General features: G+C 37.4%; 21 protein-coding genes. 3 read left to right on the top strand and 18 right to left on the bottom strand.

All coding sequences use genetic code 11. The annotated features are described in order from the left end of the window. Positions 1 to 2: 2 nt before the first annotated feature. From GVV58_RS11170 to GVV58_RS11160, 3 genes are all read left to right on the top strand, one after another. Positions 3 to 1,544 carry a TnsD family Tn7-like transposition protein gene (locus GVV58_RS11170; RefSeq protein ID WP_005268147.1) on the top strand — a complete coding sequence of 514 codons (1,542 nt, stop codon included), beginning with the start codon at positions 3 to 5 and terminating at the stop codon, positions 1,542 to 1,544. Then, the gene (locus tag GVV58_RS11165) at positions 1,537 to 3,126 is read left to right on the top strand and encodes a Tn7-like element transposition protein TnsE (protein ID WP_159516577.1); all 1,590 of its coding nucleotides are present in this window, start codon (positions 1,537 to 1,539) and stop codon (positions 3,124 to 3,126) included. Before GVV58_RS11170 ends, GVV58_RS11165 begins: the two co-directional genes overlap by 8 nt. Before the next feature lie 196 nt (positions 3,127 to 3,322). Beyond that, the gene (locus tag GVV58_RS11160) at positions 3,323 to 4,693 is read left to right on the top strand and encodes a phosphomannomutase CpsG (RefSeq protein ID WP_159516576.1); all 1,371 of its coding nucleotides are present in this window, start codon (positions 3,323 to 3,325) and stop codon (positions 4,691 to 4,693) included. Positions 4,694 to 4,772: 79 nt separating this feature from the next. Here the strand turns inward: GVV58_RS11160 and galE are convergent, their stop codons facing one another. The 18 genes from galE to GVV58_RS11070 all read right to left on the bottom strand — a co-directional run bounded on the left by galE (position 4,773) and on the right by GVV58_RS11070 (position 25,302). After that, positions 4,773 to 5,789: a UDP-glucose 4-epimerase GalE gene (galE, locus tag GVV58_RS11155; RefSeq protein WP_159516575.1), complete on the bottom strand. Its 1,017-nt coding sequence runs from the start codon at positions 5,787 to 5,789 to the stop codon at positions 4,773 to 4,775. Next, on the bottom strand, positions 5,782 to 7,449 hold the full coding sequence (gene pgi, locus GVV58_RS11150; protein WP_159516574.1) for a glucose-6-phosphate isomerase: 1,668 nt from the start codon (positions 7,447 to 7,449) through the stop codon (positions 5,782 to 5,784). Before pgi ends, galE begins: the two co-directional genes overlap by 8 nt. Then, on the bottom strand, positions 7,449 to 8,705 hold the full coding sequence (locus GVV58_RS11145; RefSeq protein WP_159516573.1) for a nucleotide sugar dehydrogenase: 1,257 nt from the start codon (positions 8,703 to 8,705) through the stop codon (positions 7,449 to 7,451). The genes pgi and GVV58_RS11145 overlap by 1 nt, the downstream gene beginning before the upstream one ends. 25 nt (positions 8,706 to 8,730) lie before the next feature. Beyond that, a complete protein-coding gene (gene galU, locus GVV58_RS11140) occupies positions 8,731 to 9,606 on the bottom strand; it encodes a UTP--glucose-1-phosphate uridylyltransferase GalU (protein WP_159516572.1) in 876 nt (291 codons plus the stop codon). A gap of 12 nt (positions 9,607 to 9,618) precedes the next feature. Then, complete coding sequence (locus tag GVV58_RS11135) at positions 9,619 to 11,493, bottom strand: nucleoside-diphosphate sugar epimerase/dehydratase (protein WP_159516571.1); 1,875 nt, start codon at positions 11,491 to 11,493, stop codon at positions 9,619 to 9,621. A gap of 130 nt (positions 11,494 to 11,623) precedes the next feature. After that, a complete protein-coding gene (locus GVV58_RS11130; RefSeq protein WP_159516570.1) occupies positions 11,624 to 12,793 on the bottom strand; it encodes a DegT/DnrJ/EryC1/StrS aminotransferase family protein in 1,170 nt (389 codons plus the stop codon). Positions 12,794 to 13,075: 282 nt separating this feature from the next. Further along, a complete protein-coding gene (locus tag GVV58_RS11125; RefSeq protein WP_159516569.1) occupies positions 13,076 to 14,047 on the bottom strand; it encodes an ATP-grasp domain-containing protein in 972 nt (323 codons plus the stop codon). Beyond that, complete coding sequence (locus tag GVV58_RS11120) at positions 14,044 to 15,057, bottom strand: NAD(P)-dependent oxidoreductase (protein ID WP_159516568.1); 1,014 nt, start codon at positions 15,055 to 15,057, stop codon at positions 14,044 to 14,046. The genes GVV58_RS11125 and GVV58_RS11120 overlap by 4 nt, the downstream gene beginning before the upstream one ends. 13 nt (positions 15,058 to 15,070) lie before the next feature. Next, entirely contained in the window at positions 15,071 to 16,261 is a 1,191-nt protein-coding gene (locus tag GVV58_RS11115; RefSeq protein WP_159516567.1) for a diaminopimelate decarboxylase, read from the bottom strand. Position 16,262: 1 nt separating this feature from the next. Beyond that, positions 16,263 to 16,865: a sugar transferase gene (locus GVV58_RS11110; protein WP_159516566.1), complete on the bottom strand. Its 603-nt coding sequence runs from the start codon at positions 16,863 to 16,865 to the stop codon at positions 16,263 to 16,265. An 80-nt stretch (positions 16,866 to 16,945) separates the two neighbouring features. After that, the gene (locus GVV58_RS11105) at positions 16,946 to 18,076 is read right to left on the bottom strand and encodes a glycosyltransferase family 4 protein (RefSeq protein ID WP_159516565.1); all 1,131 of its coding nucleotides are present in this window, start codon (positions 18,074 to 18,076) and stop codon (positions 16,946 to 16,948) included. Then, positions 18,073 to 19,143, bottom strand: coding sequence for a hypothetical protein (locus tag GVV58_RS11100; protein ID WP_159516590.1), 1,071 nt, complete (start codon positions 19,141 to 19,143; stop codon positions 18,073 to 18,075). The genes GVV58_RS11105 and GVV58_RS11100 overlap by 4 nt, the downstream gene beginning before the upstream one ends. A gap of 10 nt (positions 19,144 to 19,153) precedes the next feature. Further along, on the bottom strand, positions 19,154 to 20,311 hold the full coding sequence (locus GVV58_RS11095; protein WP_159516564.1) for a glycosyltransferase family 1 protein: 1,158 nt from the start codon (positions 20,309 to 20,311) through the stop codon (positions 19,154 to 19,156). Continuing rightward, positions 20,308 to 21,369 carry a UDP-N-acetylglucosamine 2-epimerase (non-hydrolyzing) gene (wecB, locus tag GVV58_RS11090; RefSeq protein WP_159516563.1) on the bottom strand — a complete coding sequence of 354 codons (1,062 nt, stop codon included), beginning with the start codon at positions 21,367 to 21,369 and terminating at the stop codon, positions 20,308 to 20,310. The genes GVV58_RS11095 and wecB overlap by 4 nt, the downstream gene beginning before the upstream one ends. Further along, on the bottom strand, positions 21,366 to 22,670 hold the full coding sequence (locus GVV58_RS11085) for an oligosaccharide flippase family protein (protein ID WP_159516562.1): 1,305 nt from the start codon (positions 22,668 to 22,670) through the stop codon (positions 21,366 to 21,368). Before GVV58_RS11085 ends, wecB begins: the two co-directional genes overlap by 4 nt. A 3-nt stretch (positions 22,671 to 22,673) precedes the next feature. Continuing rightward, positions 22,674 to 23,759 (bottom strand): DegT/DnrJ/EryC1/StrS family aminotransferase, encoded by a 1,086-nt coding sequence (locus GVV58_RS11080; RefSeq protein ID WP_159516561.1) that lies wholly within the window; start codon positions 23,757 to 23,759, stop codon positions 22,674 to 22,676. Then, entirely contained in the window at positions 23,756 to 24,343 is a 588-nt protein-coding gene (gene wbpD / locus GVV58_RS11075; protein WP_159516589.1) for a UDP-2-acetamido-3-amino-2,3-dideoxy-D-glucuronate N-acetyltransferase, read from the bottom strand. The genes GVV58_RS11080 and wbpD overlap by 4 nt, the downstream gene beginning before the upstream one ends. A 14-nt stretch (positions 24,344 to 24,357) precedes the next feature. Continuing rightward, positions 24,358 to 25,302 carry a Gfo/Idh/MocA family oxidoreductase gene (locus tag GVV58_RS11070; protein WP_159516560.1) on the bottom strand — a complete coding sequence of 315 codons (945 nt, stop codon included), beginning with the start codon at positions 25,300 to 25,302 and terminating at the stop codon, positions 24,358 to 24,360. Between the last annotated feature and the right edge of the window lie 13 nt (positions 25,303 to 25,315).

Raw genomic sequence — 25,315 nt, 5'->3', positions numbered from 1 at the left:
TCATGATTTCAAATTTTCCAGCACCATATCCAAATGAATTGATTTACAGTGTGATTGCTCGTTATGCTGTTCACAATGGGATTCTGAGTCCAAAATATCTCACTGAAGAATTATTCAATAATAGGAACTTGACACCAACTTACGATTTACCTTCTCATCTAGACAGGGTGGCCAGTTACTTACCAGATCACTATGATGCGCTTATTTTAATCAACCAACACACCCTGTTACCAATTTACCAACCATTTCAACCTGATACAGTAATGCGTTATGCTGTGCAGGCATTGCGAGGTGAGCAGTATCAATCCCTGCATACCAAATTAGGAAAAAATGCATCGCGGATCAAAGCTGTGAGTTTTTTCCGGTTCTGCCCTCATTGCTGGCAAGAACAGATGCAGCAATACGGTGAAGTTTATTGGAAACGCAGCTGGCAGATTACTGGATACGAATATTGTACAAGGCATCAGCAATCTCTTTCTGTGAGTTCTATGTCTTGTAATGGGATAGACCGAAAATTCTATTTTGCTCATTTGAATGCACTGAAAGACTCTTCACAGCTTGTGTTTAATCCTCAAGACGTAAATCATCATATCGAGCTTGCAGGACTGATCGAAGAGCTACTCGCTCATTCAACATCCATTAGTGTGCAAGATTTTTCTACTTTATCAGATACTTATTTCCTTCTCTTAAAAGATAGAGATTTACTATTAAATCGCAAAAATATCAATTACGAAAAAGTCCGTCAGCTTGTTGTCGATTATTGGGGCGAAAGTTTTCTTCAATATTATCAATTAGGTGATCTGAGCTCTGAGAACTGCTGGCTCAAGAATATCTGTAGAAAACATCGTAAAGCATTTTCTTATCTTGAGCATCTCATCGTATTAAAGGCACTTGTTCCCGAACAAAGTCCTATTTATACATACCAACAGTATTTGGATCTAGCGACAGTAGGTATAGAGGAACAAGCCATTCCTGTCACTGTAAAACACAAGACTTACCAAGTCCTGTCAGATGATCAACTGAAATGGATACAATTGATTCAGGATATGTCAGTCAAACTAGCTCGTAAACATGATGGTGCACTGTACGCACGTTTATATCGCAATCATAAAGATTGGCTGTTACAAATCAATCAAACCGCTATCATGACACCACTCTCTCTACCCAAACCACGTGTCGATTGGAGTATTCGGGATCGTCAGTTTATGAAACAATTGATTAAAATACGTGATGAATTATTAGAAGACTTAGACTCCCCACAATGGACCAAAAAGTTTTTAATTAAACAACTCGGGCATGTCAGCCTAATTGAAAAAAACTGGCATTTTCTGCCGTTGACCAAAGCATTTTTGGAGCGCTACGCTGAGTCGGTGGATTGTTATCAAATACGTCGTCTGACACGAACATATATTCGTCAACAAACTGAGAATAAATACTATCCACCGAGTGTTTTTTTACGTGTATCAGGATTAAGTGAGCAGCGATTAACGCCAGAAGCACGTCGATTTTTTAATAATATTTGGGAAGAAATAAAAAATGAGTGATTGTTCAACCGACTTTTTACCAAAAGAGATGATTTACTATACTGCGACAAAAATTAGTCGACGCGGTCAAACTCGGTTTGATATTGATACTCATTTGTTTAACCCTATTATTAACCGTCCTATTCAACTTAAATTACCGATTGAGAGTGTTCTTCTATACCGCTATAGAACCCAAATTGATGCCTCTCCTACAAAATTATTCACTCACACACTTGAACATGTAAATTTCACAACATTTAGAACTATTATTTTACCGGAGGGTGAGGATCAAAAAATACATGAAGGCCGGATATGTTTTGAATTTAATTACTACTCAACAGTTTTAAAGAAAAATATTACTATTCAAATACCTAAGCTTATCTTGGCCCGCGATTTATTTTTCTCTCATCCTTATTTAATTCGGGCGGCACTTTTTGCAGAAAATTATTCAACCGATGTTTTAGTGGATAGAAATGATGAAAAGGCTATTCATATTAATATAGCAAAAAACAAAAAAATTATGAACGCAGATGTCTCTGATCCTCATTTTTTGAAGAAGCTCGCTTTAATTTTATTACAGCCTGATTTAAATAAAGCCTTCCTTAGTATTTATCAGAAAACAATTATTGATCAAAAAGGCGCTAAAAGTTTTAATTTTGACATGGAAGTGCCTGATCTTAAAAATATTGATCTAACGGTAGATGGAATTTATGATAAAGAAACAGGTATTTACAGAATTGAGCGCATTACATCTTTCAAAAATCTTGATACAGCTATCAACCGCCCTATTCAATTTCATTTCACTTCAAAAAAAATCATACAACAGGTCAAAAATGCTCAAGGGCAAGGTTCAAACAAACCAAAACCAGCGAGTCAACCTAAAGAGAAATTGAATAAAAATGCTGAGGCAGATATCGATAAACTACTGGCCAAGCTAAGAAACCTACCTGGAGAAATTTATACAATTGAAGAATTAAAAATTTCTTTAGAGACACCTCCTGCTAAAACTGTAGTACGTAAAAGACGAAAGCAAATGGATAAAGATCAAAATCAAGAAGAAGGATTTGCTGGTGGAGAAGGAGATATAGAGGGTACAGTGCCTGGATGTACAACTGAATCAGAAATTCAACTAGAGCGAGTCACTTATAAAGACTTGATTAAACTACTGGAACAAATTGAGAAAAAAGGATATAAAATCAAAGAAATAAAGAACTCACCTTTTAAAAAATATAAACGTTTCAGAGGGCATAAGTTTGCAAACAATCAATTACGCTACTTTTATGTCTATAAAATTTTAAACATAGAAAATAATCATCAATTTTATTTGTGTGAAATTGATACTTCAGATGGTAAAAAAAATATCTCTACCTTATTACTCCCATATGAAGAAAAAACTCAACGATTAATTGAGACAGATTTAGAAATATTAAATAATTCAATACTGTTTCAATCACTCAGTTGGCCTAAAAAGTTTCTATCTGAAATGAGAGGTATTACTGCAATAACTACAATTAATCATCCTTCAAAAAAGGAAGAGGTAGAAGATGTAAATTATTACGCTGACTGGGCGGAACGGATCTTGGCAAAGGTAAAATCGATATAAATTTCACTAAGAGCTAACATATAAAATAGCATGCTGAAGTACTAAACTTTAAAAATTAGATGAATAAGTACTTTATACACTTAAACAGCTATTTTTAAAGAAGATATAAAAGTTAAACAGTAACTTGGCATATAGGAACTATTTTCCTCCTATAATGATACTTCCTCACTTCTCAGGAATTATTTAGAGAATTCAGATGACAGAACTCACTTGTTTTAAAGCCTATGACATTCGCGGCAAACTTGGCACCGAGCTCAATGAAGAGATTGCCTATAAAATTGGCCGTGCTTATGGACAGATTTATCAACCTAAAACGGTGGTCATTGGCTGTGACATCCGGCTCAGCAGTGAAGGTTTAAAACAGGCCACCATTCACGGTTTAAATGATGCGGGTGTCAATGTTCTGGATCTGGGCATGACCGGCACGGAAGAAGTCTATTTTGGCGCCTTCCATCTGGATGTGCAAGGTGGTATTGAAATCACGGCCAGCCATAATCCGATGGACTATAATGGCATGAAACTGGTACGTGAAAATGCCCGTCCAATCAGTGCCGATACTGGTCTTAAAGAGATTCAGGCTTTAGCAGAATCAGATGAATTTATTGACGTCAGCAATAAAGGCAATACTGAAAAATACAATATTCTGCCTGAATTTGTAAATCACCTGATGAGCTATATTGATCCGGTAAAAATCCGTCCGATGAAACTGGTCATGAATGCCGGGAATGGTGCAGCAGGCCATGTGGTCGATGCGATTGAACAAAAATTTCAACAACTCAATATTCCGGTTGAATTTATCAAGATTCATCATGAAGCTGACGGCAATTTTCCGAACGGGATTCCCAACCCGATTTTAACTGAAAACCGTGATAGCACCCGTGATGCGGTCATTCAGCATGGCGCAGATATGGGCATTGCCTGGGATGGTGACTTTGACCGCTGCTTCCTGTTCGATGAAAAAGGCCAGTTTATTGAAGGCTATTATATTGTCGGCCTTCTGGCTCAAGCCTTCTTGCTAAAGCAATCTGGCGAAAAAATTGTACATGATCCACGTCTGGTCTGGAATACACTGGATATTGTAGAGCAATACCAAGGGATCACGGTTCAGTCAAAATCAGGTCACGCCTTTATTAAAGATGTGATGCGTGAGCATAATGCGGCCTATGGTGGGGAAATGAGTGCCCATCATTATTTCCGTGACTTTGCCTATTGCGATAGCGGCATGATTCCATGGTTACTGGCGATAGTAGTACTGTCTGAAACAGGAAAATCCTTATCTTCTCTGGTGGAGGAGATGATCGCCAAGTTCCCATGCAGTGGTGAAATCAACTTTAAAGTCGCCGATACCCAAGCAACCATCCAAAAACTTTTCGATCATTATGCCGATCAGCAGCCGGAGATCGATCAGACCGATGGGGTCAGCCTTAATTTTGGTGCATGGCGTTTTAATGTGCGTGCATCGAATACTGAACCGCTATTGCGTCTAAATATTGAAAGCCGTCGTGATCATAATCCACGACCAATGCAGGACTATGTCGATGAATTGACTCAGCTGATTCAGAGTTAATCTTCACGCATACAGCACAATAAAAATGGGAGCTGTTCATCAAAAGCTCCCGTTTTATATTTATATCGCTATAAAAATTTTAACGATAGCCATTCGGATTCTGCTTCTGCCAGTTCCAGCTGTCAGCGAGCATGTCCTCTAAACCATACTGAGGTTGCCAGCCCAACTCTTGGACTGCACGGGTATTGTCTGCAAAACAGGTGGCCACATCGCCTTCACGACGAGGGGCTAATTCAAATGCAATCGCAACACCATTCACCTGCTCAAACGTATCTTTAACTTGTAGAACCGAAATGCCATTACCTGTACCAATATTCCAGGCACGGCAACCTTGCGCAGTTAGACGATTATTGAGAGCACATAAGTGTGCATTGGCCAAGTCGACTACGTGTATATAATCGCGCACACCAGTCCCATCCACCGTGTCATAATCATGACCGAAAATAGATAGCTTTTCACGACGACCGACTGCCACTTGAGTCACAAAAGGCATCAGATTATTGGGAATACCTTGTGGATCTTCCCCAATCTGGCCACTTTTATGTGCACCGACCGGATTAAAATAACGTAATAAGGCAATCGACCAGCGCTGATCTGCCACAGCCATTTTTTCCAAAAGCTGCTCCACAATCAGCTTGGTATAGCCATAGTTATTGGTTGGCATGCCAGTTGGCATTTCTTCGTTTAAAGGTGAAGGATTATTATCACCATACACAGTAGCCGACGAACTAAATACCAGTTTAAAAACCTGAGCGCGCTGCATGGCCTGCACCAGGCTGATGGAACCGGCAATATTATTATCAAAATATGCCAGTGGAATCTGCTGGCTTTCTCCAACTGCTTTAAGCCCGGCAAAATGAATTACCGCATCAATACTATTTTGCTGAAAGACTTGATCCAGTAACTGGCCATCCCGGATATCCCCTTCAACAAAGGTCAGGCTTTTCCGGGTCAACTGTTGCACCCGATTCAAAGACTCAGCAGCGCTATTGCACAGATTATCTAAAACCACCACCTCATGGCCGGCATTTAATAACTCAACACAAGTATGCGAACCAATATAGCCTGCCCCACCGGTTACCAGAATTTTAGCCATGCTGCTTCCCTAATAAAATGTTAATTAAACCTTGAGTTGAACCATCCAGACCACCTAGCTCAGACTGTTCACCATTCAAAATAGGCAGCAACTGGTTGGCAATTTCCTTGCCTTTTTCCACGCCCCACTGGTCAAATGGGTTGATATTCCACAGCACCGATTGCACAAAGACCTTATGTTCATATAGAGCAATCAGCATACCCAGACTATAAGGATTTAGCTCTTGCATCAACAGCGTAGTGCTCGGTTGGTTGCCTTCATACTGTTTATAGGCCGGCAAGCTCTCTAATTCTTTTTGGTCCAAAGCCTCATTACCAAAGGCCAGTAAACGTGATTGCGCCAAGCAGTTAGACAGGGCCAAATGATGCTGTTCAATTAATGCTTCGGCACTGTCTGCATAGGTATATTGCTGACTGTTATAGCGCTTGACCGGCGCAATAAAGTCACAACTCACTGACTGCGTACCTTGATGGAGGAGCTGATAAAAGGCATGTTGCGCATTCGGTCCCACTTCGCCCCAAATAATCGGGCAGGTATCCAGCTGAACTTTTTCACCATCACGTTGAATCGACTTGCCGTTGGATTCCATTTCCAGCTGTTGCAAATAAGAAGCAAAATATTTTAATCGTCCATCATAAGGCAGGATGGCATGGGTCTGAATATCCAGAAAATTGTTATTCCATGCACCCAAGAGCCCCATCAACACCGGAATATTGCGCTCAAAAGGCTGATACTGAAAATGCTGATCTACTGCATAAGCACCGGCCAGCAGCTGCTTAAAACCTTCAATGCCGATACTCAGTGCAATCGGCAATCCGATACAGGACCACAGTGAATAGCGACCACCGACCCAGTCCCACAACAGTAGCTGGTTTTCCGGAGCAATTCCCCAGGCCGTCATTTTCTCCGGCTTGGTAGAAACTCCAATAAAATGATGCTTCAGAATATAGGGATGCTGACCCAAGGCCTTTTCTAACCACAAGCGTACTGTCTGGGCATTGGTCAGAGTATCAATCGTGCCAAATGATTTGGACGAAATAATAAATAGCGTGGTTTCCGGACGCAGTTGATGCAACAACTCGGACAGCTGACTGCCATCCATGGTCGAGACAAAATGCACACTGAGTGGCTGGGCAGACTGATATTTAAAATCAGATAAGGCATGCGTAACCATCAACGGCCCAAGATCTGAACCACCTACCCCAATATTGACCACATCCTGAATCACTTCACCAGTGGCACCACGACGCTGTCCGGCATGAATTTGTTCTACCAAGGCATACATACGCTCAAGTTGCGCATGCACATCAGCGGCCAGATCGGCATGTTGCTGATCCTGTGCCGGTAAGCGTAAGGCCCAATGCATGGCTGCACGCTGCTCAGTATAGTTGATTGCCTGAGTGGAAAATAAAGATCCGATCCAGGATCTGAGGTTCTGTGCATCCGCCCATTCAATCAGGCCGTGCATCACCTCGTCATTAATTCTGTGTTTGCTGTAATCGAATAGCAGTTGTTCAAACTGAATGGAATACTGGTTAAAGCGCTGAGGATCGGCAGCAAACAATTCTCGTAGATGCACCGCATCAAGTTGTTCTTTGCTCGAGGCGAGTTTTTGACACACAGTTTCAGTATTTAGATCTGGTTTAAGCTGACTTAACATTAACGTCCCACCCCAATATAATTAAAACCACGCGCCTTGATATAGGCCGGATCATACAGATTACGACCATCCAAAATCAGGGGATGCTGCATCAGTTTAATGAGGTGTGGATAATCTGGACTACCATACTGCTTCCAGGCAGTCATCAAACATAAGGCATCTGCCCCCTCAACTGCCTGATATTGATCTTCACACAGGATTAGATCCTGCCGTGTCCCATAGACTTTTTTAATATTGGCCAATGCTTGCGGATCATGCAGTTTGACCGTCACCCCTTGCGCCCATAATGCAGTGAGCATGGCATGCACTGGAGATTGCTGGATGCTCGGGGTATTTTCTTTAAAGGCTGCACCCCAAATCGCCACCACTTTTCCCTGTAAATCGCCACGGAAATAATTCCATAGTTTGCGGAACAGTAATTCTTTTTGTTGTTCGTTAATCTCCCAGACCTGTTCCAGTAACTGGTTTTTCACCCCTGAATCTGCTACTGCATGCGTCAAGGTGCGGATATCATGCGAGAAGTTCTCTCCACCAAAACCGACGCCCGGAAACAAATAGGCGGAACCAATCCGGTTATCCGCCGCCATGCCTTGGCGTACCTGTTCAATATCGATGCCGAGTTTTTCTGCCACGCTGGCCAGATCATTCATATAACTGATCCGGGTGGCCAGCATGCCGGAAATACTGAGTTTGGTAAATTCGGCATCCAGTACCGGCATAAACAGATACTGCTGCGCACGCGGAAATAAGGGACGTAACAGCTCTCTGATTTTAGCCTGTGTATCTGCATGATCACAGCCCACGATCAGCTGGGCGGCCTGAACAAAACTACGCAGGGCATTACCTTCCTGAATAATATCGGGCAGATAAATCCAGTCATCATTCGGCAGCAGTTGTTGAAAACGTTGGGTGCCATGCAAGCCAAAGGTCGAAGCATTAATCATCAGCTTCGGATGAGCAAAACAGGCATGCCGAAGGGTATCCAGCATCTGAAATGCCTGCTGCTCTTCGGTGGCGTTAAAACTAAAGAAAAAAACATCCTGATTAAAATCCAGATGCTGAAAATCACAACAGTTTAAAAAACCGGATTTTTCCTGTTTGTGCAGCAATGACTGCAAGGATTCATCCTGAAAATAAGTCCGGGCCGGCTCATCTGCACTGAAGCTGTTACACCACACCACCTGATGACCACATTCAGACAAAAGGGCCGAAATGACCCCGGAAAATAAGGTTTTCCCCAGTACTGCGACTTTCATAGTATTCCTTTGTTATTATTTTTTATTATAAAGCGAGTTCTTGGATCAACGCTTTAAACTCGTGACCGAGCTTGGGATGATCAACCCCATAATGTAATACAGCTTTAAGATAGCCGAGCTTGTTGCCACAGTCAAAAGTTTGACCTTTCATGCGATAAGCTTCCACTGCTTCAGTCTGCTGTAACATGGCAATCGCATCGGTGAGCTGAATTTCATTGCCTGCCCCGCGTGGTGTCTGTTCCAGAAGCTGCATGATTTTTGCCGGCAGGATATAACGCCCGACCACAGACAGATTCGATGGTGCAGTGCCGACTGCCGGTTTTTCAACAATCCCTTGCATGACAATGCTTTCGCCTTCGGCCGGAGATGCGGCCACATCGACAATCCCATATTGATCCACCAGATGTTCAGGCACTGCTTCCACCATGATTTGTGAGGCTTTAGATTGTGCATAACGCTGGATCATACGTGACAGGTCATTTTCCGTATCCTGATCTTTCACCAGCACATCTGGTAACAGCACTGCAAAATCATCATCACCAATCACGGCTTTGGCACATAATACCGCATGGCCCAAACCTAAAGGCTGAGGCTGACGTACACTAATCACACTCACGCCTGCAGGCAGAATCTCAGTAATTTCTTTAAGCAAGTCGGTTTTGTTTTTTTGCTCAAGGGTGGTTTCAAGCTCAAAGTTACGGTCAAAATAGTTTTCAATCGAGGCCTTGGAAGAGTGGGTCACCAGAATAATCTGTTCAATCCCGGCAGCGACTGCTTCACGAACCACATATTCAATCGCAGGGCGATCCACGACTGTCACCATCTCTTTCGGAATGGATTTACTGGCAGGTAAAAAACGGGTGCCGAGACCCGCCACAGGAAGAATTGCTTTCTTGATCATATCTATAAAAACCTAGTTCACTTTAATTTCATTACCGCGTACATAACCGTCGACATAATGTTCTAATTGTGCCAGTGCCCATTCAATATCGGACTGAGTCGCGCTAAGTTCATGCATACGGTTAAATACTGCCAGAATTTCTGCCAATGGATAATGTTTCTCGACAGATCGTAGAATACGCGTATGCGCGGTAATTTCTGTATTTTCTTCGTCAATCAGCAGTTCTTCATAAAGTTTTTCGCCTGGACGTAGCCCAGTATATTGAATTTCAATATCACCATTCGGGTCTTTATTATCTCTGACTTTGAGTCCGCTAAGGGCAATCATTTGACGAGCCAGATCCTGAATCCGTACTGGCTCGCCCATATCCAGCAGGAACACGTCGCCTCCTGTACCCAAAGCACCGGCCTGAATCACCAGCTGCGAGGCTTCCGGAATGGTCATAAAGAAACGGGTCACTTCGGGATCGGTCACCGTGATTGGCCCACCCTTGGCAATCTGCTGTTTAAACAGCGGTACCACCGAGCCCGAAGAACCCAGTACATTACCAAAGCGTACAATACTGATCTGGGTCTGATCTTGCGCTTCTGCCATGGCCTGACAATAAAGCTCTGCCATCCGCTTGGTCGCACCCATCACGTTGGTCGGACGTACCGCTTTATCGGTTGAAATCAGTACAAAGGTTTCGACGCCTTTTTTCACCGCAGCATTGACACTAAATGCCGTTCCCACCGCGTTATTTTTCAGGCCTGCTAATGGGTTACACTCCACCAGGGGTACATGTTTATAAGCCGCTGCATGATAAACGGTTTGTACGCCATATTGTTCAATCACCCGTTCCAGCTTGCGTTCATCCAGTACTGAGCCCAAGATTGGAATAATGTCACATGATGCTGTGAGACGTAATTCTTTATCAATACTATATAAAGCAAATTCTGTCAGTTCATAAATAATAATTTTGGCCGGCTGGTTTTTAATAATCTGGCGACAAAGCTCAGAACCAATTGAGCCACCTGCGCCTGTCACCATCACCACTTTATCTTGAATATTTTTGGCTAAAAGTTCTGCAACCGGAGGTACCGGATCGCGGCCCAGCAGGTCAATAATATCCACTTCCTGAATATCGGAAATTCGAATTTCACCATCGACCAGTTTAGTCAGGCCGGGAATCTCGGTAATTTTAAGATGCGCCGGTTCTAAAGATTTAACGATTTCACTTTTACGTATCCGCCCGACTGAGGGCAGTGCAATCAGAATTTCACTAATCTTTAATTTAGGGAAATATTTCAAGGCAATATCTGGTAAATAAACTTGAATCCCACCAATATTTTGGCCATTTAAAGACGGATCATCGTCAATAAATATAATCGGCACATGCTCATTGGAGCGATTTAAGGTGGCTGCCACCTGCTGCCCTGCATTCCCAGCGCCGTAAATCGCGATCCGCTTTTTAGGCACTCCGGCCTGTAAATAAGAACGCACGATAAAACGGATAAAACCTCGGCTAAACCAGACCCAGGCAAACATCATAAAGCCAAACATCAACGGGATGGATGTCGGAATAAAGGCATGGGTGCTATAAGCCAATAAATACAGGCCAATCACGGATAAGATCGTTGCCAAACCCAGTTTAACAATAAAAAATTCATTGAAGGTACGCACAATAAAGCGATATACACCGCAGAGAAATAGAGCCAATACAGCAATAGCACTGACCCAAACCGTACCAAAAGGAATATTCGGTACAACTTCTGCGCCGAGGTCAAACTGGCGGATGGCATAACACAGCCAGATTAGAACAGGGAAAATACAAAAGTCTAAAATGACTAAAAATGCGAGTTTTGCTGAACGTGGAGATTCGACTAAAGGCAGGATGATGGACTTCACGTGATATGTCTTCTCAATAGTACTTATAAGTTTCAATCCAATTTAGGTATTAGAATGACTAAATTGAAACTTGGGTAAATTTATCAAATGCACCTATTGGTGCATTCTACGTGATTGAATCATGATTAGATTATATGCGACTAATGATCTGCTGGATGGCAGATTCAGTTGTTTGAATATTATTTTCTGTTAATGTCGGATGGACCAAGAACATCAAACTGGTTTCACCGAGTTTTTGCGCATTTTGCAAACGCTGTGCCGGTCGCCATGCTGTACCATCAAAAGCATGCTCCAAATACACCTCGGAACAAGATCCACTAAAACATGGCACACCCAAGGCATTCATCTCTGCCATAATCCGGTCACGTGACCAGCCTTCAGGCAACCGATCTGTATTGACCTGCACATAACATTTATATGCGGCATGGACATACTCATCGGATGGGCGATGCACGCTAAAATATGGACTGTCTGCAAATGCAGCATAAATTTTTTCCATATTGGCCATGCGTTTTGCAGTCCACTCCGGCATCATTTTAAGCTGAATACGGCCAATTACTGCTTGCATTTCCATCATGCGCCAGTTGGTACCAAATGAATCATGTAACCAGCGGAATCCCGGTGGATGCTGCTTGTTATAGATGCTGTCAAAGTTCTTGCCATGGTCTTTATAAGACCACATTTTTTTCCACAGGGTTTCATCATTGGTGGTGACCATACCGCCTTCACCGCCCGTGGTCATAATTTTGTCCTGACAAAACGACCAGGCTGCGATATGACCGATGGAACCGGCCGACTTGCCTTTATATTTCGCACCATGTGCCTGTGCACAGTCTTCAATCACATACAGGCCTTTTTCCTGTGCCAATTGCATGATCGGATCCATATCACACATCCAGCCTGCCAGATGCACACAAATAATCGCTTTGGTATTTGGGGTCAGTACTGCTTCGATGGTTTCAGCAGAAATATTCTGTGAATCCAGCTCAACATCAGCAAAAATAGGATTTGCTCCAGCCGTCACAATGGAGCTTGCCGACGCTAAAAAGGTGCGTGAAGTGACAATCACGTCATCACCCGCGCCAATATTCAAGGCTTTGAGTGCAACATCTAAAGCGACAGTACCGTTGGTAAGTGCCACAGCATATTGAGTTTGCGCAAACTGGGCAAATTCTTTTTCAAACTCACGGCATTCTTGCCCTGTCCAGTAGTTGACTTTATTCGACAATAAAACCCGGGAAACCGCATCCGCTTCTTTCTGGGTAAAACTTGGCCATGGTTCAAATGCAGTATTTAACATGTTAATTCTCAAAAAGGTTTGAAGGGAATACTATTCACTATCAATATATTCGTGAAATTTATAAGATAATAGAAAATACAAGTTTCACAAAACTATTGCTTCAATCTATAAATTTTAAGTAACTAGATAATATTTAAAACACCTAATTAGCTTTTTAAAAAAGTAAAATTAAATATTACTATAAGACATATAGGTAACTAGATTTTTAAATATATGGCGTTGCAGCATGAGATATAAAGTATATTTATTACTTTTATATCTCTAAAAGTCTACAATATAATTTTAAAGTTCTGAAAGCTTTTTAATAACAACATCATCATACATCATCATTAAAATATCATCTTCATAATTACCAATAGACTCTAAATTTTTTTCACTATTAATATTATTTAAGATCAATTTATAAAAATCTACACCTGCTCCAAAAGCATGTAAATAGGCACCACCAAATCTTGGATTTATTTCAGATAGATAATATTTTCCATTCTTATAAAAAAAATCCATATCAAGAGGACCATAAAATTTGAAATTTGAAAGAATATTTTTGACTAACTCAAATAGTGCATGATCTTTAAATGAAATAGTTTTACTCGCACCTCCAATTTTTGTTTCTAACTTTTTTTTCGAAAATATAGAGACTACTTCATGGGATAAACAATCAACATAAACATCAGTATCTATATCATCACCATCCATATATTCTTGAATTATATAATCATGCTTACGCTCTAAAAATTTAGATTTTAACGTTATTAAATCTTCTATTCTTTCAGCACCAACGCTTGCACTACCAGTTTTGGGTTTAATAAAAACAGGAAAATTAATTTCATTTAATTTTAAATCTTTCTCAAACAGATCAATACAGTCATAAGTTGAAACAGTATTAATACCATTTGACTTTAGATATTTATACATTTCAAATTTATCAAAACATAATGTTGCTGTTTTATAATCTGGAACTAATGGTAAAATATTATGATCAGTAAATACATCTCTATTACGAGATATTATCTCTATTTCAGGATCAATTAAAGTTGTAATTGCTTTAATATTCTCACGCTTACAAATATCAAGCAAAAAATCTATATATCCTGGAGAGTCAACTCTTGGAGCAATAATTTTTTTATCTGCAAAGTGTAGAGCAGGTGCATATTCAGAGTTATCTGTAGCATAAATATTAACATGAGGATATTTCGATTTAAAATTTCTTAGAAGTGTTGCTCTTCTACCAACACTACAAAATAAAATATTCATTCTTCACCATCCAAACAAAAATCTTCTTTACGGCCCCATAACTGTGCAAAAGGCTCAGTTAGCATCTCATTTTTAAAATCTACAAGAGAATCAATATATGTATATTTTTGTATATAACCTAATTCTTTCTCTGTTTTAGATATATCAAGCTTGGCAAGCAAAGAGTTACTTTTTTCAGGCTTATAAACTTTATTTGATTTTTTATTAGCAGGCGAAAAAACTTGGATTATTCCATCAATTTGCTCTTCTAGTGAAACAGCTCTACCTCCTACATTATACATCCCACCAGGACCATCTGATTGAATACATTTTTCTACAATTTGAGTAAAATCTTTAATATAAACCATTTCTTTAGAGCGAGAAGGATCTCCCCATACTTCAATATCCAAAGATTTAGAGGCACGGTCCATTAGCATACGATATGGCATCATTTGCTTTTTGAAGTTTGAATAATGATATGCATTTGGGTGATAGTGATAAATAGTAAAAAATCGCAAATGAAATCTTAAAAAATTATATGTAGCAGAATAGTGATCAATTAGATCTACAGCAGCATTCTTTGCAATTGTATAAACAGAATGATCACCAGTTAATGGAAATTTTTTTGGATCATCAGCCAAAATTATATTATCTGTATTGTGTTTATCATATTGATCAAATGGTGTCTGAGGGAAAATAATTTTTTTACCAGCTGCCTTCACCATATAATCTAAAACATTTAATGTACCTAGTGTAATACTAGAAATTAATTTATCAGGCTCATAAGAATAGCGTGATGGTAATTCCCCAGCCAAATGAACTACAGCATAGATATTATTAGGTAAAACATTGAAGTCAGATTTATTTGTAATATCTACAGAATAGTACTTCATTCCTTTTGATTCAAAGAAACCATTATCAGACTTCCTAAAACCCACAGCATGAACATCATATCCTAAATTATTCAAATGTACTGAAGTATAAGCACCTAGATTACCTGTCGCACCAAATACTATTACTTTTTTTTTCATTTAAAAACACCTCTTACAAATTCTTTGTGTCGTAAATATCAAAGAAATCTTTAGCTTCCCAAAATTTTCGTATTAAACTATATCGACCATCTTTTATAAGATAAACACTGGGAAAAAAACGAATAAATAGTGGGGAAAGAGTCATAGTATATGCCCCGACTGATCTAAAGGTTATCTTATCACCAACCGAGAGTAATTTTTGATTATCTATTCTAAATAGTTTGTCATATTCTAAACAAGTCCCACCTGCTATTATTTGTGTATTCACACATGATTTAATAGTATCATTCGATAATAACAAAGAGTAAGAATAATTATTTTTTTTATAAAATGGATCAATATCATTACGCGACCCATCTATTGTAATCACATGAAAATCACGGATTTTTTTTACATCAATCACACTCGTTATAAAATCTAAACAAGATGCAACAATTGCATTACCTGGCTCAATAATTATAGTAGTTTTATCCAAATCGAAATAGAGTTCTAATTTTTGTGCTATTGATGAAAAATACTCATTGAAAGTTGGCTTATTTTCCATGATTCCATAGTATCCTCCACCAATATCAATATAATCTAAATGCAAATGATACTCTTTAGCAATTTTCCCTATATATTCACATATTTTACCATAAGCAAAGATAGATCGTGTAAGCGTCGTTCTATGAGCATGCAAACCACTTAATTTAATATTTTTATACGTATTAATTTTATCGATTGCTTCTTTAAACTCACCGCTTTCGACGGAAAAACCAAAACGACTATAGTCTTCATCTAATTTAGAATCTTCAGGAGATATAACAGCCAAATCAATATTAACACGTATACCTATATTAAATATTCTTCCTCTTGGTAATTCTCTCAACCACTCTATTTCATTTTTAGTTTCAATATTAACTATTGCACCACCCATAATAGCTTCTAAGAAAGTTTCTTTTGATTTTAAAGGTCCATTATATACAATCTTAGAAATATCGAATCCTACTAGTCTAGCTAACTCATATTCATCTTTTGAAACAACTTCAGCATAACCATTTTTTTCCATTACTTTATTCAAAATGTAGGGTAAAGAGTTTGTTTTTAACGAATAGCTTAGTATGCTATGCTTGAAATTATTAAATAATGACTCCTTAATATCATTAATACTTTTTTCTAAAATTTCATTATTTAAAACATATGCTGGTGTAGTTAAGCTTCTCATATTAATCCATAAAGTCTTCTGGGGTTACTGCTAACTCTATATGTGCAACATCTTTGCGCAATAAAACCTGTTTTGCCGTTTTTAAGATAATTAAAAAATCTGTTTTGAGTGAAACGTTCTCTACATACCAAATATCCATCTCGAATTTCTCTTTCCAAGTTACTTGATTGCGACCATTTATCTGTGCCCACCCTGTAATGCCTGGTTTGATATTATGTCTTTTTTTCTGCCTTTCAGTATAGAGGGGTAAATATTGTTCCAATAATGGTCTTGGTCCAACAATAGACATATCTCCTCTAATAATATTTAAGAGCTGTGGCATTTCATCTAAGGATGTTTTTCTTAAAAAACTTCCAAAAGGAGTAATCCTTTCACCCATAGGCAATAAATTGCCATCTTGATCTTTTTTTTCATTCATAGTTTTGAATTTTATAATTTTAAAAATTTTTTCCTGCTCTCCAGGTCTTTTTTGTAAAAAAAATGGAGTACCCTTATTTAAGTATGTAAGGACTATCATTATTAGAATAAAAATTGGGCTTAAAATAAAGAATCCTAGAAGTGCAATCCAAAAATCAAAAAAACGCTTAAAAAAGGATAAATACATCAGCACCACCAAAAATTAAATTTAAAATTTTACTACAATTGCCATATTGTGAAAAACAATTAATATATTTAAAGAATAATTCATATTCCTAAAAAATTAATTAACTTTTCATTTACTTTATGAGCATCAAATTTCTCTCTTGCAATTTGATAACTTGCTGCTCCCATTAAAGAAACCAGCTCAGGATGTTCAATAAAATAAATCATTTTTTCTGCCAAAGCTTCAGGATTCCATTTTGGCACTAAAAAACCATTTACTCCATCTTCTACTGTTTCCCTACAACCGGGAACATCAGTAGTGATAATTGCACGGCCAATTGCCATTGCTTCTTGTGTACTACGTGGAACACCTTCTCGGTAGGATGGTAATACAAAAATATGGTTTTCTGCTATCCAATCACACACATTACTGACGTGACCTGGATAGTGAATAATATTAGTTTGAATAAGTTGATGAAGTTCAGCTTCAGATAAGGCACCTAGATTTGCATGATCAATGGCACCGAGTACTGTAAACTCTGTTTCAGGATATTTTTCTTTTACCAGTTTTGCCGCCTGAACAAATTCATGTATTCCTTTTTCTTTCAATAAGCGGCCAATAAATAGAAATTTTATTGGGGAGTGAATATTATCCAAAGCCTGGAATGGATAATCTTTTAAATTTAGGCCAATACCTCCAAGAACTTCTACCTTTTTCACTTTGATCGCATGTTGTTGTAGTAAGTCTTTTGGATCATCAGGATTTAAAAAAATAAGCTGATCAAGTTGTGGTAATGCTATTTTATATAAAAAAACCTGTATCTTTTTTATGAGCTGAGTTTTTTTACTTAAGCCTTCTGGCTGCTCTGTAAATGTATAGCCTAAACCTTCGAGCATACCTATCACACGTGGTACTTGAGCTAATTTGGCTGCCAAAGTACCAAAAATGACAGGTTTTGAAAAATAAGAGAATACTAAATCAGGATTAATTTCTTTAATTTTTTTTGAGAGCCGATATGTTGCAACTATATCTGCGAGTGGGTTTAGTCCACCACGGTTGAGCGTATATGTAATTGGTGTAGCACCCAACTTTTCTATTTTTATCAGATCTTCTGCCGTATATTCAGACGTAAATGCATAGACTTGATGACCTTTTTTCAAGAGTGTACAAATTAAGTCTGCACGAAAGCCATAAAAGCTAGAAGCTACAGTTCCCACCATAATTACTTTCATTTATTCACTACCTGATACTTAATGTTTTCTTTAACTTTCAATATATAAAAAAAGCATATATAAACAACTAGATAATTATACATTCGCAAACGTACTGCTGTCCCCAAATTATCATTCCCAATTAACCATACACTTGCATATAATACAAAAAATATAATTAAAAAACGAACAAAGCTGTCGGCTAATTTTATATTTTTAACTAGATAAACCAACATAGCAAAGAAAGGAACCGTTTCAACTAAGAGTAAAATAACTGCAAAAGGATTAGTTACATATAGACCAAAGAGCTGTCCTAATGTACTTAGAATAAAATTAGGGATAAACATTACAGGATTAGAAAAGTCCAAACCCAATGTAGAGCCACCTTCACCTTCCTCAAAACCGGAGCGGTATTCTGTTAATCTTTCAAAAATGCCAATATAATTTGCTATAAATAATGCAAAAAAATACAAAATAGCAAAGAAAAAAATACGTTTTTTAGTAAACTTAATTTTCCATAAAAATAAAGACAGTAAAAATGCATAACCTAAATATGGGCGTAAAGCTAATAAGAAAAAGCCAAATACAAAGGCTAAAACATAAATAAAACTAAAAGATAAGAAGTTTTTTTGAGAAAGAGCTGTTTTGACAAGGAAACAAGAAATTAAAAAACTAAAAACCATAAATACATCGCGATAGACATCGAATGTATAGAAAAAAAGTGTCGGGTAAATTAAACAAATTAATAGACAATAAAGATAATATTTTTGGTTAAATTTAAAACTTAAATCAGACAATTTTGCCACTAGAAAGGGGATAAAAAATAAATTTAATAAAAGCAAAAAATAAGGAACAATTTCCCTAGAGTAAAGGCCAAAATTATTTAAATAATTAAGTAATACAGGCCATACATTTACTGCTTTATCATCAGATGTGGCATAAATTGCAAAGTTATGATAATAGTCTGAATCATTGCCTCCGCCTAAACCAAGAGAAAAATAATCATTCTTTATTAAATAATAGAAAGTGATTTTTATAAAAACCAAAGTAAATATACATAAAAGCAAGAGTTTGTTTGATATCTTCATATTCAAAATATCATTCCACGTATGAAGTTAAATACTTTTCTAAATCATTATACAAATTTCTAACAAGATAAGCTTTATCAATATAATTTGCCGACTCATTTGAAACTTCTAATTTTGTTGTATTTTCACATTGTTCCGCATACTTCAAAATCTCAGTAATTGAAGGAAGACCCACCTTATAAAATTTAAACTCACTTGGGAACACATCAACATGCCCTGAATAAACAGGTAAGCCAAAATTTAAATACTCTCTCACTTTTAATGTGCATGCTTCTTTCATATTTTTACGCTCTAGAGCAAATGAACCTAAGGCTATATTGCATTCACTAGATACCTGCTCAATAAATTTTTTGTCTTTAATACCATGTAATATTACCCGACTATCACCAATCGCATAAGTATAATCTTTAGGTAACAACTGGCCAATCAAGTGTAACTCAAACTGCTGATTATTGGTTTTCATATCCGCAAACAACAAATCCAGTCCATGCCATTCACTAAACTCAGATGCAATAAATAATATTTTTTTTTCTTTACTTGGATAGCAAAAATCGTTGGTTAAGTTATTTATATTTATTCCATTAGGAAATAAATATGATTTTTTCCCTAAACCATTAACTCTGCTCTTTTCATATTCAATAATTTCGTTAGTTACTCCAATTATTCCTCTTGAAGCCCTTATGCATAACTTCCCTATAATTTTTTCAGCAAAAAATCTAATTTTTCCAATAAATGATTTATTCATTTCTAACTCAGGCTCTTCCAAAGTATGATGTACTAAGAAAATAGGCTTTTTAGAAACCAATAAAAATAGAAGTTGAAAAATATCATGAACACTATAACGAATTAAAATTACATCAACATCTTTTTGCTTTAATAACCAAAGATAATACTCAATACGTATCATAAACCATGAAAATAATTTATATAAAAAACTCTTTAAATATTTACTATTAACATAATTTGCTTCTAAAATTACAGAAGATTTTAATTCTTGGCCTTTTGGAACAAAAAATTTAACCATCCAGTCGATTTTTAGGTTTTTTGCAGCAATTTCCTCCTCTTCCATCTGTTTAAGGATTCCCATTGAAGGGCTTAAAAGACACGCTGAATGTAATACTTTAATATTCTTTTTAGATAAGTCCTTTCTCATCGCAACCTTACTCATCTAATATCACTTAAAATATCTGTAATCAAAGTCGATGTTACTCCTGTACCATACAAATTTTTATTACTTATATGTTTATCTAAATTAAATATAATTCCATTTTTAATTACCTCTGCATTACATCCAACTAAAGTATTAAAACCTTGGTCAACTAATTCAATCCACTCCGTTTCTTCACGTAATGTTACACAATACTTACCATGAAAATATGCTTCTTTTTGGACACCCCCAGAATCTGTAACAATTAATTCACTATTAACTTCCAACCACACCATTTCTAAATATCCTACTGGCTCTACAATATGAATATTTTTTGAAATATCAAGTTTATATTCCTTTATTTTATTTACTGTTCTTGGATGTAACGGAAGAATGATATCCCTCTCAGAAGCACCTAATCCTCTAAATATTGCCGATAATCTACTAATATCATCTGTGTTTTCCGCTCTATGAATTGTACACAAAATAAATTTATCAACCTTTATATCCTCAAACCATTTAGGCTTAACCATTTTTTCTTTATAATAAAGAGATACATCATACATAATATCTCCAACAATAAAGATTTTTTCCTCACTTACTCCCTCATTTAATAAATTTTGTTTTGCAACTTTGCTAGGTACAAATAAATAGTCACTAATTTGATCAGTTAAAATACGATTAATTTCTTCTGGCATTTTTTTATTAAATGATCGCAATCCAGCTTCTACATGTGCGACTGGTATATGAAGTTTTGCTGCAGCTAATGCACCCGCTAGTGTAGAGTTAGTATCTCCATAGACTAGTACAATATCAGGCTTTTCAGTTAAGAGAATAGCCTCAATTTCCTCTAATTGTTGACCAGTCATTGCACCATGCGTTTTGCCCCCAGTTTGCAATAAATACTTTGGTTTAGGTATATTCATTTCTTCAAAAAATATATCTGACATATTTTGATCATAATGCTGACCTGTATGTACGATAATCTCTTTAATATTATCGACCTGTTCCAGCATCCGTGAGAATGCTGCAGCTTTAATAAATTGTGGCCTAGCACCTAGTACTGTTAAAATTTTCATACATCCACTCTTTTAAACTCTTTATCAGAGTCTTTGATAATTAAAAAAACTATAATTAAATATATACTGTAAAAAATGAATCCCGATAATGCATAATACTCAAAAATCAGATTATTCATAACTGTACTAAAAAGGTATAGCCCACCAACTCGAACAAGCAATCCAAAAAGTTGTAATATCAGTGCAACTTTTTGACGCCCTGTAATATGTAATGACATAGAAACAGGTGATACCAAGAGCTGCATAGCGAACCAAGGAAGCATCCATAACATCATTTCACCTGTACGTTGCCAAGTTTCACCAAATATAAATGGTACTATACTTGGTGCTAAAATACAGATGACAACAAGCGGTATAACCCCAATCTTTATCAACTGAAGCATACACTTATAAGTATATTGGGTTAACTCTCCACTATTATACATTTCTGACGCATGAGCTAAATAAACTTGAGCAACTGCTCCACCAATAAATCCTATTGGTATTGCCATAATTTGCATTGCTAACATCAAATATCCAGCTTCAGCATCTAAAGCCAGCGCAGCAATTAAAATAATAGGTAACTGAATAGCTGCTGAATTAGCTAAAGCCTCTAATGCAGAATATTTGGGAAATTTATTATTTTTTTTAAAAACTTGCTTCAATATATTTAAATTTAAGTTTTTAATAGGATGATATGCTTCCTTATAGAAACCTAATGCCAAGCTTTTAATACCTGAAGAAACTTTGATAATTTGCCCTATAATTAATCCAAATACAGAAAATCCCACTATCCCCATAATTATTTGTATAGATGAACCACTTATAGATTGCACCATTCGTGTTTTTGCAATTAAAGAAAAATTTTTTTTTCGAGTCATCCAATACTGTAATGAATTATATAAACCAGAAAAGAATACACCTATAGGGACTAACCAAATTAAACCTTCAAAATTTGGTTGCCTTAAAAGAAAAATAATATCTGAATGAAAAATCCAGATAATTAAGGCTATCAATAAACTAATTATGAGATTGCTTAATAGAGCAATTACAACCAAATGAATCGCTTCATTATTATCTTCTGCTATAGGAATCGCTATTTCAAAACGCAAACAACTAACTACAGAAAAAATTAATAATAAAGACGTATATATAGCAAATAGAGAAAACTCTTCTGGAGTATATAAACGCGTCAAGATTGGAAGTGCAAGGATCGCTATACCTTGAGCAAAAGCAGTACCTCCAACTAATACAGATACAGCTTTTAAAAAGCCTCCTTGAGCATTTAACTTGGTTTTAACTTTATCAAGAAGGCTTTTCACAACTTAGTTACTCAAAAGTGCCGCAACAATTTTTTCTTGAGCTTTTGATGTCAAATAAGGATGCATCGGTAAACTCATTACACGTTCAGCAACCGCATCACCAATAGGTAGGCTGGCATCCGCATTTGCAACTGCAGGCTGTTTATTCAATGGAATTGGATAATGCACGGCCGTTGGAATACCTCGTGCTTTCAATTTTTCCTGAACTTCACTACGGTGATCTACCTGAATCGTATATTGCGCCCAGGCACTTTGGTTATGTACTTCAATAAACGGCGTGGTTAAAATACCGGCTTGATTGAATAACTTTGTATAAGTATCCGCTACACGCTGCCGTGCCTGCATTTCATCATCCAAAATTGCTAGTTTTGGTAAAAGAATCGCAGCCTGTATTGTATCTAATCGACTATTCACCCCAACACGAATATGGTGATAACGACGATCTTGCCCATGACGTGCAATTTGACGAATCACTTTAGCCAGTTCTTCATCATTGGTAAAAATCGCGCCACCATCACCATAACAGCCTAAAGGCTTACTAGGGAAAAAGCTGGTACAAGCCACAGTACTCAGATTACAACTTTTTCGGCCTTTATAAGTTGCACCAAAACTTTGTGCAGCATCCTCGATCACAGGCAGATTATATTTAGCTGCAATAGCATTAATGGCATCAAAGTCAGCACATTGACCATATAAACTGACAGGAATAATCGCTTTAGTGCGGGGTGTAATAGCAGCCTCGAGCTTTTCTACATCCAGATTATATGTTTTAGGGTTTACATCCACATATACAGGTGTAGCACCCAATACCGCAACTGTTTCAGCTGTTGCAATATAGGTAAATCCTGGGGTGATTACTTCATCACCCGGGCCAATCCCAAATGCCATTTGTACAATTTGCAAAGCATCCGTACCATTGGCACAAGTAATACAGTATTTTGCACCCACATACGCTGCCAGTTTTTCTTCAAGTTCCTTAACTTCAGGACCAAGAATATATTGGCCATGTGTTAAGACATTCTGAATCCCTGCTTCAATCTTATCTTTAAGACGCGCTTGTTGTGCTTTTAAATCAATAAATTCAATCATACTGCAACCTGCTCTTTGGTTACAATCTTACCATTTAAGCGATACATTGCCCCTGTGTGTTCACACGCCACTTGGGCTTCACCTTCTAAAGGTAAATCTAATTGCTCACCAAACTCACTCATCCAGCCAATTTGTTTTGCAGGAACACCGACCATCAATGCATAGGCAGGTACATCTTTATTGACAACTGCACCAGCACCGACAAATGAATATTCACCAATCGTGACACCACAAACAATGGTACAGTTCGCGCCTAAAGTTGCGCCTTTTTTGACTAAGGTATTGCGGTATTGATCTTTCCGCTCAATTAAAGAACGTGGATTATAGACATTGGTAAAGACCATGCTTGGCCCACAAAACACCCCCTCTTCAAGAGTGACATTGTCATAAACCGAAACGTTATTTTGTACTTTACAATGATCGCCAATAACGACTTTATTGCCAACAAATACGTTTTGACCTAAAGATACACCTTGACCAATTTTGGCACCGCCACAGACATGGACAAAATGCCAAACACGAGAGTTCTCACCAATTTGAGCACCCTCATCCACAATTGCACTTTCATGTTGATAAAAACTCATCATGCTCTCTCTTTTTATTTTACTTTAGACAATAAAGGATGCGGATTTGCTGGATTTTCAACCAAAGGTGCAACACGAATCACTTCAACAGTCTCAATTGCAGCACGGTTTTCTTCAACCCCATACCCTTTACCATCTAGGATACGCTGGTAGCTTTGCGTATGAAGATCAGTAAAACCGCCTGAAAACTCAAGTTCTTCATTTTCAATGGTAATACTGCGGTAAGTGAGTTTTTCACCTTTTACGGCATTTGCAGGCAAGTTATTCGCATCAATCGACAAGAACCAGCGTACACGCGCACGTTCATATTCTAAATAACCTGATGCAGTTTTCTCATCACGATAATGCACTTCATTTTTTACAATTTTGCCAAAAATAAAATGCAGCATGTCATAAAAATGCACGCCAATATTAGTTGCCACACCACCCGATTTTTTATCTACACCTTTCCATGATTTTAAATACCATTTACCACGCGAGGTTAGATAGGTCAGATCTACATCAAAAACTTTACCTTCAGGTGCTGCTTGAACTTTGTCACGTAAAGCAATAATAGATGGGTGTAAACGTAGCTGTAAAATTGAATTTACTTTTGCACCATATTGTTTTTCGTATTCAGACAGTAAATTTAAATCATCTGAACTTAAAACCAGAGGTTTCTCACAAATCACATCAATCCCATTTTTTAATGCATATTTCATGTGGGGTGCATGCAAGTAGTTTGGTGAGCAAATAGCGACATAGTCTAGCTTTTCACCTTTAAGTTTCTGATCTTCAACATAAGCTTCAAATTCTTCAAATTCAGTAAAAAACTCAGCTTCTGGAAAATGACTGTCCATAATTCCAACAGAGTCATTAATATCCATTGCCACAGCTAAAGTATGACCTGTTTCTTTAATGGCTTTTAAATGACGAGGTGCGATATATCCTGCGGCACCAATCAGGGCAAATTTTTTCATATTTTTCACTTTT

Origin of the sequence: Acinetobacter sp. 18QD2AZ41W (assembly GCF_009829025.1) — a bacterium.
In the GTDB taxonomy this organism is placed as follows: domain Bacteria; phylum Pseudomonadota; class Gammaproteobacteria; order Pseudomonadales; family Moraxellaceae; genus Acinetobacter; species Acinetobacter pseudolwoffii.
Note: the sequence above shows the minus strand (reverse complement) of the source record. Positions and strands in the feature narration are given on the sequence as shown.